Annotated in this window: 5 protein-coding genes; 1 reads left to right on the forward strand and 4 read right to left on the reverse strand. The window is 40.4% G+C overall.

Annotated elements, in window-relative coordinates; all coding sequences use genetic code 11:
* Positions 1-11 precede the first annotated feature (11 nt).
* From BACINT_RS00860 to BACINT_RS00875, 4 genes are all read right to left on the reverse strand, one after another.
* Complete coding sequence (locus tag BACINT_RS00860; protein ID WP_007659829.1) at positions 12-3218, reverse strand: SusC/RagA family TonB-linked outer membrane protein; 3207 nt, start codon at positions 3216-3218, stop codon at positions 12-14.
* A 285-nt stretch (positions 3219-3503) separates the two neighbouring features.
* A complete protein-coding gene (locus BACINT_RS00865; RefSeq protein WP_007659831.1) occupies positions 3504-4640 on the reverse strand; it encodes an aldose epimerase family protein in 1137 nt (378 codons plus the stop codon).
* Entirely contained in the window at positions 4637-8674 is a 4038-nt protein-coding gene (locus BACINT_RS00870) for a two-component regulator propeller domain-containing protein (protein WP_044154569.1), read from the reverse strand. The genes BACINT_RS00865 and BACINT_RS00870 overlap by 4 nt, the downstream gene beginning before the upstream one ends.
* Before the next feature lie 41 nt (positions 8675-8715).
* Positions 8716-10614, reverse strand: a complete 1899-nt coding sequence (locus BACINT_RS00875) for a hypothetical protein (RefSeq protein ID WP_044154570.1) — start codon at positions 10612-10614, stop codon at positions 8716-8718.
* Positions 10615-10861: 247 nt separating this feature from the next.
* Between BACINT_RS00875 and BACINT_RS00880 the strand changes: the two genes are divergently transcribed.
* Complete coding sequence (locus tag BACINT_RS00880; RefSeq protein ID WP_021967416.1) at positions 10862-12823, forward strand: sulfatase family protein; 1962 nt, start codon at positions 10862-10864, stop codon at positions 12821-12823.
* The last annotated feature ends 43 nt before the right edge of the window (positions 12824-12866 follow it).

Below are 12866 nucleotides of genomic sequence, written 5' to 3' on the forward strand. Positions count from 1 at the left end.
TTAAATTCTAATTAAAATGCTACGTTCACACCAAATACGAAAGAGCGGCTTCTGGGGTAAGCACCGAAATCAACACCGGGAGTCAATGCGCTACTCATAGTAGATACTTCCGGATCGAAACCGGTATAAGGAGTCCATGTAAACAGATTATTGCCTGTTGCATACAAACGTAGTTTGGTCAGACCGATCTTGTTTATTACTTTTTTGGGGAAGGTATACCCTAAAGTGATATTACTCAACTTCAAATAAGAAGCATCTTCAATAGCCCAGGAATGAATGTAGGTGTTGTTTGAACCATTATCACCGAAATGAGCTACTGTTTTGCCTTGGTTCACTGCTGCCAGTTCTTCAGGATTTGTAATCAGCTCGCCGCTGGCATTAATGGTCACCCAGCGATGAGCATCATCAGCTACCGATAAAACGTTTTTATTAGTAAGGGCAGTCTTAGTGTTGGTTAGCTTGGTAGCATTCAGTACTTCGGCGCCATAACTATAAGTAAAGAAAATACTCAAGTCGAAATCCTTCCAACTGAAAGTATTGTTAATACCTCCATAGAAATCAGGAAGGGCATTACCGATGATGGTTTTATCGCTTTCGGTAATTTGGTTGTCTTCGCTACCATCCACGTTCTTGAACTTCCAGTAACCTGGTTGGATATTCTTCTTGTCGCCATGATAAGGTACACCATCCTTCAATGTATAAGTTTTGGTTGTAGCATCGTAATTGAAGTCTTCCACCTGATACAACCCGTCAGTTACGTAACCGTAGAATTGTCCCAACGGTTGGTTTACCCCAATTTGATGGGACGCCCCTGCACCGCTATAACCGAAGTTAGCCAGATACAACTGTACATCTTCGCCTGTCAGTTTCTTTACCTTATTTTTGTTGTGGGAGAAAGTAACTGAAGTGTTCCAAGTAAAATCTTTGGATACGATGTTTGCCGTATTGATAGTCAAATCCACACCCGTATTTTGAGTTTCACCTGCGTTGATAACCATACTGGTGTAACCGGAAGAGTTAGGTAACTTGGCATTCAGTAGCAAGTTGCTACTGCGATTAATGTAGAATTCCGGAGAGAATGTGATACGCTGGTTCAAGAAACCAAAATCCATACCTATGTTGAATGTCTTGTTTGCCTCCCATTTCAGATCGGGATTAGGCACTTGGCGGGAAGCATAGCCGGCTTGTGCACCGTTGCCATTGGCAGCAGTAACGGAACTCATGAGAGCAAGACTTTGGTAACTGCCAATACGATTGTTACCTGCAAGACCGTAACCGATACGGAATTTTAAATCAGAAAAGACTCCTAAGTCTTTGATAAATGCCTCTTCGCCTAAACGCCACGCGGCCGAGAAAGCCGGGAAGTAACCCCACTTATTGTTCTTACCGAACTTGGAAGAGCCGTCAGCACGAACCGAAGCGGTAAAAAGATATTTATCCATCAAATTGTAGTTGATACGTCCGAAGAATGAGAGCAGTTTATCATCGTAGTTTTCACTGGAAGTGGGAACTCCCGGAACACCCAGTGAGAGGTCACCTAAACCGATTTCATCATTTGGGAACTGGCTGGCACTTGCAGAAAAGCTGCGTGACCATCTTTCCACATATTCATGTCCGGCAATGGCTGTAAAGTCATGAATTTTGTTTTTCCAAGAATAGGTCAATACATTAGAAGTCTGGAAACTGCTGTTTTCTAAATTAGTAATCGAACCTTGAATACTAGAACGCTTACCTGTAATAGACTCATCACCATAGAATACATCGTTACGACGGGTCTGATAACGCATACCTACTGTACTACGGAAAGACAGTCCTTTCAGCAACTTGATAGTAGCACCACCATTGGCCTGGAAAGTACGCCATTCCCTGTCGTTAAGTTCTTCTGCCGCTGAAATTAACGGATTCTGCATAACGTTGCCATTATCATCGGCTAATAGAGGATCTTCACCGTATAATAAATCTTCATCTACCCCCATAATACCTACTGTAGGACGATACTGTAAGATGTGTTGCATCTTGTTGAAGCGGTCGCCACCTTCCGATGTGCCCATACCTTCCACGCGCATTTGGTCGTAACTGATACGTGAATTTACAGTCAACCATTTGTTTATCTCATGGTTCATGTTGAATGAGATGTTATGCTTTTTGCTACCGCTGTACACCATAGCACCTTCTTCGTTATAGTATGAATAAGCCAGGCTGTAATTCATCTTCTCCGTCTTTCCGGATACGCCTACACGATAGTTCTGTGTAATAGCGTTACGTCCCAAGGTCTCATCTTGCCAATCGATACCCTTTCGACCATTATATATGGAAGCAAGATCACTGAACTTGCCATATCTTTCTTCCCATTTGGTCATACCATCGGCACCGGAATCTCCTGTACCCATTCTCCACAATGTACGTTCGTAATCTAATCTGACAAATTCACCGGCATTAAGCACATCCAGCTTGTTCGCAATCTTTTTAACACCCACATAGCTGTCGAAAGTTACCGTAGCTTTGCCACCTGATTTGCTACCATTCTTGGTTGTGATTACAACTACACCATTGGCACCACGAGCACCATAGATGGCAGTGGCTGAAGCATCCTTTAATACGTCGATGGTTTCAATTTCAGCGGGGTCAAGGGTTGACATACCGTCTTCACTAGGGAAGCCATCAATGATGTAAAGGGGCTCGTTGCTTTGAGTGATAGAGATACCTCCACGTACACGTACAGAAATGGAAGCACCCGGAGTACCTTCACTCTGTTGTACCATCACACCTGCCATACGTCCAGCCAAAGCCTGTGTAACATCACTTACAGGTACTTTAGAAAGTTCTTTGCTGCTAACTGAGGTTACCGATCCGGTCAAATCTCTACGAGGAACAGCGGCATATCCAATTACTACAACGTCTTCCAATAATACGGCGTCAGCTTGCAGGGTCACGTTTATTACACTTTGATTATTGACTTTCACTTCTTGCGAAGTCATACCTACGTAAGAGAAAACTAATACATCTTTAGATGCATCATTTACCTTTAGAGTATACTTACCGTCCAGATCGGTAACAGTTCCAACACCAGCAGCACCTTTAACGACGACACTGCCTCCAATCACTTCATATCCTTCGCTATCAAGTACTTTACCGGTTACTGTCAGACTTTGCGCGTATGTGATCATACTAACGAAAGCGAGGATAAACATTAAAAATAATTCTTTTAATTTATACATAATAAATAAATCTAAGGTTTAATTTTAGAATTTTACGAGGCAAACATACGACATGTGATAGAAAAGGTGTAAAAGCATTGTTTTTGATTCTCCCACTTTTACTCTTTTTCTATATTAATATTGTTCACCACACAGCATTTTTGTGTAAAAACAGCCTCACAAGTATCCTGAGACGATGTGCTGTTTAATCAGTAAGTTTCTATATCTTGCTCTTATCATAGATAAAAATGTCCCTTTTCACAGGTTTTTATTTTAATGATCAGTAAGTTTTTGAGGTTGGATATATTATTCTGATAATGTTTCAAATTTATAGACTGTGGTTTGCCGGTAAGTATTTCCCGGAAACAAACTTGTAGTCGGAAATTGAGGAATATTGGGGGAATTTGGAAAATGTTGCATCTCAAGGCAAAAACCATAATATTCCCCATATATTCTTCCGCCATGTCCGGTAAGATAGTCCATATTTGAGCTGGGAATATAAAACTGCATACCCGGTTCTGTGGTGTATGCTTTTAAAACTCTACCGGATATAGGTTCTACCACGATTGCCGCCAATTCCGGAGAGTCGGAGGATTTATTCAGTTTATAATTGATATCATATCCTTTGCCCATTTTCTTTATCCGCATTTCTGCCGATAGAGCAGAAGTATAATCATATTCGGTTCCGGTTACGGACATTAGTTCACCGGTAGGGATACCTATGGAATCTACCAAAGTTATGGAATCTGCCCGAATCATATATATATGGCTCAATACAGGAGCTTTGCATCCGGTCAGATTGAAGTAGCTGTGATTTGTGAAATTTACCACTGTTGGTTTGTCGGTCACAGCTGTATATTCTAAGATAATTTCATTATGATTAGTCAGTTTATAAGCTATCGAAATATCCAGATTTCCAGGAAAACCTCCTTCTTGGTGAGTACTTCTATATTTGAATATTACAATTGCCGTATCTTTTACTGTATAGAATGTATCTGTATCAAATATCTGACGATTGAATCCATGTGTTCCCCCATGAATAGAATGACCTTTATTATTTTTTTCCAAATGATATGTCTGTCCATTCAGACTGAATTCGGCATTTCTAATTCTATTGGCAAATCTTCCGATTGTAGCGCCGAATTTGGGATGCTTTCCTAGATAATTTTTTAGACTATCAAAGCCTAAAACAACATGTTCAAAGTTGCCCTGCTTATCAGGGACAGACACATCGGTCAAAGAAGCCGCATAATTCGTTACTTTGACAGACATCCCGTTTTCATTTATCAATTTGAAAAATTCTATAGTCTTATCTCCATTCGAAATACTATTCTCCTTGGATATTGATAATTGACATAAATCTGTCTGCATGCATGATACAGATAATAATAAGATTGTTATCCAAAGTATGGTAATATGCACTTTCATAGCTATAAATATCATTTCTTTCCATATTCGGTCGGTAGGCAACCTATATACTTCTTAAAGCGCGCTGCAAAATAAGAAGGCGTATTGTAACCTACCATGAAGCTGATTTCAGCAACGGTATATTTCCCTTCCTTCAGCAACTGGCATGCCCGGTTGAATCGTATTTTATGAATAAAATCAATAGCAGACTTTCCAGTTATCGCTTTCAGTTTTAGATGGAGGTTGGAACGGCTCATGTTCATTTCACGTGCAAACTGTTCTGTTGAGAATTCTACATTATCCATATTCTTCTCAACGATGGCAATGGCTTTCCGCAGTAGCTCCTCATCCATAGTGTTGTTTGTAAGCTTTTCAGGTTCCACTTCCGTCATATTGGAATAATGTTCAAAAATGCGGTAACGTGTACGCAGCATATTCAGTATTTTGGCTTTCAATATTTCTATGGAAAATGGTTTAGCGATATAATCATCAGCACCTACATGTAAACCTTCCAATTGGTATTTCACGTCTACTTTTGCCGATAACATATAAACCGGTATATGGCAAGTACGTAAATTCTGTTTGACCTGTTTACACAATTTAACGCCATCCATGACAGGCATCATTACGTCTGTGATAATAATGTCAACCTCCTGTTCTTTCAATATGTTTAATGCCTTTTTCCCATTTTCTGCTTCCAGCAGGCAGAATAAGGGAGACAACCCATTTACTAGGTATTGTCTTAATTCTTTGTTATCCTCTACTATCAGAATGGTTCCGCGCTTACTCTTTTCTGCATCTATGATATCTTCTTCGTTTTCTTTTTCTTCGTCGCCGATGTAGATATCGTGTGCATTGGTAGAATATACACGCTGCTCCTCTGTATCTCCTTTTCCACCTTGTAATTCTTCCTGTTTATAAACCGATTCATCTTGGGGAAGATAAATGGAGAATGTAGAACCTTTACCTACTTCGCTTTGTAAGACAATCCGCCCGTGATGTAACTCAACCAATCTTTGGACCAACGAAAGACCAATGCCGCTGCCTTCGCATCCGTTTTCCACTTGATAGAAACGCTCGAAAATCTTTTTTTGCTTTTCTTTCGGAATACCAATACCGGTATCAACCACCTGCAATATTAGGTTATTGTCCTCTTTACAAAGTTTCACTGTTATACTTTCACCTACTTCGGTATATTTGAAAGCATTTGAGAGCAGATTATTGACTATCAGATCTAGATAATTTTCATCAAACAACATCTTCTCATCTTGTAGTTCCGTATAGAAATTATAGTCTATATCCTTCCTTTTTGCAAGGCTTTCATAATTGATAAAACAGTTCAGTACCCTTTTATAGGCGTTGGAGTATGTAGGCCTGAGTTCAAAAATACCTAATTCCGCCCGCCTGTAGTCCATCAGTTGATTAACCAGATGGAGCAGTCGGTTGGTATTTCGCTGGATATATTGTAGTTGTGCCTGTTCCCAATGTCCATTGATGTGATTGATAAGTTCTTGTAAGGGGGCAACGATTAATGTGAGCGGAGTGCGCAATTCATGTGAGATGTTGACATAAAAGCGGATTTTCATTTGGCTGATTTCTTCCTGCTTCTCTTTGTCCAATCTTTCCATCTGGATTTCAGCCTGCATACTTTTACGTAACCAGAAAAAACGGACAATGCCTGCTACTAGCAAAATGAAAGACAGCGCAAATAGAGTAAGTGCCCACCAGGTGCAATACCAGACTGGCAATATACGGATATGAAGTGTGGCAGGTTCTTCATTCCACTTGCCGTCATTATTCGCTGCTTTTATATGGAAAGTATAATTACCCGCTGGCAGGTTGGAATATGAAACAGGACTGATGTCATTTTGTTTATACCACTCATCATTATATCCCTCTAATTTGTAGGCGAAAGTATTATGTTTTCCGGCAATATAATTGGATACGACAAAGGAGATCGCAAATGAATTCTGGGAAGATGATAGAATTATATGGTCCGTATATTCAATGCTTTCATTTAAAATGCCGGTCTCATCGTCCGGCAATACCTCCTTGTTGAAAACAAACAGTTTATTTATGACTGGCTTAGGAGCATAAGGGTTATCTATCAATGTCTCTGGACGGAATGACGTAATGCCACTGACACCACCAAACAGCATGTAACCATTCTCTTTTCGGCAATAAGAACCTGCATTAAATTGATTCCCTTGTAATCCATCCATGATTGTAAAATTACGGAATTTTCCGTTTTCCGGGTTCATACAACTCAAACCTTGATTGGTGCTTATCCATAAGCGTCCATAGGCATCTTCCAGAATTCCATAGATAACATTACTTGGCAGGCCATCTGCTGTTGTATATTGCAACAACTTTTCATCTCCTTCTTTTAAAGCGAAAAGTCCGTTACGTGTGCCGACCCACACATAGCCTGAAGTAGATTCATAAAAACAATTTGCAAACGCCTGTTTCAGTATAGGTGATATGTGAAAATCCGTATTACTTTGTAAGGAGTTACCAATCTGATTAAATACCGAGATACCCATTTCACCTCCTATCCATAAACGCTTTTTGGAGTCACGAAACAGCAGGCGATTGTATTGCTGTACTTCATGTCTGTCTTTATTTTTATCAATAATCCTAAAACGGCGAGTCTTTATATCAAAATGCAGTAGATATTCCAGTGAAACGACCCAAAGACCTCCGTTCTCGTCAGAGATAATGGAGTAAATATTATTACTTGGTATATTGCTGTTCTGGCGATTATAGTACTCTACATTTCCGGACTTTCTATCCAGCACCATCATTCCTCCTGCATGGGCTCCTACATATACTTTATCGTGCAGTTCGTCTACATATACAGTTTTGATATCCTTAAAAGGGACATCGAGTGTGCCTGAATTGAACAAATAGCTTTTATATATTTGTGATTTGTTATCATAGAAATTCAGACCACCATCGCTCGTTCCAATCCATAAATTATGTTCATTATCTTCTACGATACAACTGACAACGTTATCACTGAGCGAATTTAAGAAGGGAATATGCTTGATACACTGAAAACGATTGCATAAAGGATGGTAGTAATTCAGTCCGCCCCAATAAGTACCCAACCACATACCGCCTTGCGAATCTTTAAAAATACTCCGGACTGAGTTCTGAGATAGGCTGCCTTCCTGTATCTCCGAGCTTTTAAGTGAAGAAAAACTGTCCGTTCCTTCTTTATAAATGTTCAATCCGCTATAGGTTCCCACCCATAGGCGATTTTCAGTATCCAGTGCCAGAGAACGTACATAGTTTGAATTCAGACCGGATTTTCCATCTTCATAACGATAGTTCTTCAGAACTTTCGATTTAGTATCATACATGTACAAACCATCTCCCTCAGTTGCCATCCATACTTGGTTGAACATCTGGCATAAGATGGCATGTACTCGTACATAATTAGGCATATCTACTAATTTATCCAAAATGCCGTTTGACAAGGTATAGGTATAAACTCCATTTTCGGCACCAATATAGATAAGGTCTCCCTGACGTACCAGAACTGTAGGTCTTAACATATGCAGGGTAGCGGGCAAAGTGTCATTTAGAAAGCATCCTCTTTTGGCGTCAAAGAGCAGAACTCCTTCCGCAGTGCCCAGCATCAGCCAGTCTTCTTTTATTGGAGCTATGCTGGTGACGGCTACATTCATACCTCTTTTCTTATAATAATAATTGGAGAAAGCATCCTTGTAACGGTTGTAAAGCGACAAACCCTCACGGGTTCCCACCCATATCCTGTCGGAATCATCAACGGCAATGCAACGGGATATATCACTGGCAATGCTGTTAGGATTCATATATTGATGGCGATAAACTGTAAAATTGTAGCCATCGTACTTATTTACACCATCATATGTTGCAAACCATAAGTTTCCGCCTTTATCCTGATTAATTGCAAAAATTGTACTATGTGATAATCCATCTACTAAACCGATATGGGTGAAATGGATATTCTCGATAATGCTGGCGTTCAATATATAAGGTAATAAGCTTCCTATAAGCGCTAACAAAAAATATTGTATTTTCATAGTCATAATTATAGTCTGTTACAGAGCAAACGAATAAAATACTAGCGAAAACTGATATTGATATGGATTTTCTTATCCATTTTATCTGGTAGTACCTGTAAAGGTATAAAAGAGAATCCCGGAACCGGATTAAAAATTCTTTGATCATCGTCCGTAAAAGCAATCTCCATATCTCCCGATTCACAAGTGATACATACTACTCCTTTATTTTTTCTTATGTATACTTCATGGGAAGAGAATTCAATATTTTCCTCAGGTGAGGCAATGACGGGTAACATAAGTCGGATCGGTTCATTACAATGCTCCAGATGTATGCTGACCCCTTGTTCTGAATATGTATAATTCATTGTCATAGCTACTTCTCCCTGCAGCGGAGCTTGTTGGTTGATATCAACCAGATGGGTATGTACGGTAAATGTGCAAGCTTCCTCTCTTTCATGGTAGGTAATGCTTGTATTTAAATCATCTAGATTGCTATATGCAACTCCATTTTGTATTAATTCGATTCGAGGAGTACCGCCTGTCAGATACTTGCGGGTATTGCTCTGCATATTGGGAGCCTCAATCAGTTTATATTGATTCATAGTTGCGGCAAAAACGGGTCCAGCTTGCGCATGCCACAACAACGAGAGAGCACCTCCCATAGGATGTGTTCCTTTTACCTTATATTCTGCATCATATCCGGTGAACGTAGAACGCCACGAACCGTAGGATAGAAGCCATGTATGGATATCTTTAAAATACTTTGTGCCGTAAGTAATATCTCGCGGCAGTTTTCCGGAAGCGGCAGTTTTCACGGGAGGCAATTCGAGAAAGGATGCCAATGCTTTGGCATGCCCGAAGGTGTGATGGATACAAGGGGGAATGCCGGAAGCAAAGTAATGCATGCCACCATAAAGAAGCCCGTTATGAGTGGCTTTTTTCAATAGTTGGATATTCCGTTGAATGGCCTCTAAATATTCCGGATGACGGGCTGCTAATTTATAGTAGCCTCCCATAAAACCGTCGCTGGTACGTCCTCCCCAATAGGTCCATTTAAAGTTCCTTGTTCCCCAACTATTGTCCCAGGCCCCATCGGGTAGCATAAATTCCAAATGGGTATTCATGGAGCACTCTACGAGTGATAACAGTTCCTTATCATTGGCCATCGCAGCATAATATGCCATGTTCGGCAAGGATTCTTCCACATTGTAAAGTAAGTCAGTCGGGAAACAGCCGTTTCTGGTTGCGGAGTTAATATTCGGTCCTTCGCCGTATAGAAAGCATTCATTTTTCGTAAAGTAACTTTTTATATCGGCTGCTATTTCTTGGGCTTCTTTCTTAAAGTCGGGACGGTTACATAATTCGCCAATAGCATACAAGGCGTAGGTTGCCGACGCAGAATAGTTTATATTCATATTTCGCATACCTTCGCGTTTACGGCTATAAATAAATGGATTATTTATCATGAATTCACCAGCTTGCAGTAATTGTTGTTTCCAGTGATTGCGGGTTGAGTCATCCAATAAATGACCATGATAATGTAAAGCCTCATAAAGAGCTATGGAAGCAAAGACTGTCGTACCGTTCCAATCCGAAACATGTACATCGTTCATCCAAGAACCGTCTGGACGATGCACGTTCTCCATCCAGGCCATCAGGCGTTTGGCACCGTGCAAGTATTTATTATTTCCGGTTTTTTCTGCCAGATACATTAGAGGAAGTACGGCATCACCTATACGTCCATGCATACGGGCACATGCAGGGCACAGAATACCACCGTTAAGCGCAGGGTTCGGATTATTACATTGATATGTCGAAAAGGTATCCATCCATTCCGTCAATAATTTGTCTGCTTCACTACGCAAAGCATCATCAAATGGATTTTCATTTATATTCCGTATTTGTCCTGATAAGAATGATGCATATAACAACATCATAATAATAAACAAGTTTTTCATTTTCTTCATATTAGATTTTAAAACTCAAAAATACAGCTTTATGGCTAATAACTGTTGCTTTTTTCTCTAATATTTGTATATAGATGTCTATGGGTGTCCGTAATATTGTTGAATTGGTATTAATATTGTTGAAAAGTTGTTTTCTGAAACAATATTAGCAGACTTTTAAACATAAAAATACGTCTGTCAAGTTCGAACGCCCTACTTTAGCAGCAGAAAATAAATATTCCTTAAACTTTAGTAGTATATGAAACACTTACCCTTATTAATGTATACCACTTTTTGTGGATTGTACTCCATGCAGACAGAAGCAGCAGACAAAAAAGGTGAAAGACCCAATATTCTTTGGCTCACTTTTGAAGATACCAGTGCTTATGAGTTCGGTTGTTACGGTAATAAGGGAGTACATACTCCCAATGCAGACAGTCTTGCTGCTCGTGGTATACAATTTATGAATGCCTGGTCTGTTGCTCCTCAAAGTTCGGCAGCCCGTTCATCGCTCATTACTGGATGCTATTCAAGCACTTACGGAATGGATATTCATCCTGTTCCTTACGATACACCTGCTGATATATTCTTTCCACAACGGTTGCGCGAAGCTGGCTATTATTGCACAAACAATAGCAAAACACATTACAATTCTACCACTGACAACAAAAGTTGCTGGGACGAGTGTAATAACAAAGCCTCTTACAACAGTCCTAAGCGCCGGAAAGACCAGCCTTTTTTTGCTGTATTCAATACTGTAACTTCGCATATGGGACGTATCCGCACTTTTCATACTGACGGGCGGAGAGATTATACTCAAGAGGGTATTTACCCGGCATTGCTTTCATTACCCTCTTACGTTCCCGATCTTCCAGAAGTGCGTTCCGATTATGCTGGTCATCTCGAAGCGGTGCAGGACGTGGATACCTGGCTAGGATTTTTCATGAAAGATTTGAAAGAGAAAGGACTGGATGAAAATACGATTATATTCTTTTTCAGTGATCATGGTGGTTGCATTCCACGCGGAAAGGGATATTTGTATGAAAGTGGGTTGAGAGTACCTCTGATTGTGTACTTCCCGCCCAAATGGCAGCATTTGGCCAACAATGCCACAGGCAAGGAATACAGTTTAGTCAACTTTACGGATTTAGGCCCTACCGTACTTAGTCTTTCAGATATAAAACCTCCCAAACATATGCAAGGAAGAGCCCTGTACGGTAAATTCGCAAGCAGAGAAAAGCGAACAATGCAGTTTGCATTGGCAGCTAACCAATTACATCACTTTATGCCGGTACGTGCTGTTACCGATGGACACTTCAAGTACATTCGCAGTTATATTCCTTATCGTCAGTTTGCTTTGCGCAATTATTACCAATGGGGAATGCCTTCCAATAAAGCATGGGACAAACTGGTGTTGGGGGGACACAATACCAATCCGGATTGGAAACAGACTTTCGAGGCTCATCCAGCGGAAATGTTGTTCGATCTTGAAAAAGATCCGGATGAATTGCATGACTTATCCACATCTCCCGAATATGTGGAAACCTTGTTCAAAATGCGTCAAGCACTATCCGAGCATATCCGTACTACTGGCGACTTGGGATTTTTCCTTCCAGATTCACGCACTGGACACATACTTTATGAAAAAGTGCGCAAGGAGAAATATCCTTTGGACGAACTTTATACACTTGTGGAAACTGCGGGAACGGCAACTGTAACTTCCCTCCCTATGCTGGAGGAAGCACTTTCCAGTCCCTTGCCTGAGATAAGATTTTGGGGAGTGGTGGGGTATGCAAAACTCGCTAGAGAAAAACAAATCAAGACTGCTCCACAAACTTTGCTGAAACTTTTGCAAGATGATAATCCTTATATAGCTTCCGAAGCAGCTTATGCTGTTGCTTATATGGACAAAGCTCAAGAAGGTATTGCACGCCTTGTTACTCCGGTTCAAGAAAAAGATAGAAAAATAGGATATTCTTCTTTGGAATGTCTATCTTTAGATCCCGAAATGCGTGACTATATCCGGCCGTTTCTGCCCGAACTGAGAAAAGCCGCTGAAACCTTGCCGCGTCTTGAAAACGAAGATGCGGGGCTTATGGCGCGTGGCATCCTTGTAAATCTGGGTGAAATGGATATTAAAGATTTGCATGGCTCTGAAGCGTACAAGAAGGGCTTGAAGCTGAATTATGGTCGCAGGCCAATGGTACCTCTGCCGAATTAAAAGTGAATTTATGCACAATGTCATCAAGCCAATTAACAAAATA

This window comes from Bacteroides intestinalis DSM 17393 (genome assembly GCF_000172175.1).
Taxonomy (GTDB): Bacteria; Bacteroidota; Bacteroidia; order Bacteroidales; family Bacteroidaceae; genus Bacteroides; species Bacteroides intestinalis.

Excerpts from the sequence above, each read along its gene's own strand:
- BACINT_RS00860 (WP_007659829.1), bottom strand. The coding sequence starts at position 3,218 with ATGTATAAATTAAAAGAATTATTTTTAATGTTTATCCTCGCTTTCGTT.
- BACINT_RS00865 (WP_007659831.1), bottom strand. The coding sequence starts at position 4,640 with ATGATATTTATAGCTATGAAAGTGCATATTACCATACTTTGGATAACA.
- BACINT_RS00870 (WP_044154569.1), bottom strand. The coding sequence starts at position 8,674 with ATGAAAATACAATATTTTTTGTTAGCGCTTATAGGAAGCTTATTACCT.
- BACINT_RS00875 (WP_044154570.1), bottom strand. The coding sequence starts at position 10,614 with ATGAAAAACTTGTTTATTATTATGATGTTGTTATATGCATCATTCTTA.
- BACINT_RS00880 (WP_021967416.1), top strand. The coding sequence starts at position 10,862 with ATGAAACACTTACCCTTATTAATGTATACCACTTTTTGTGGATTGTAC.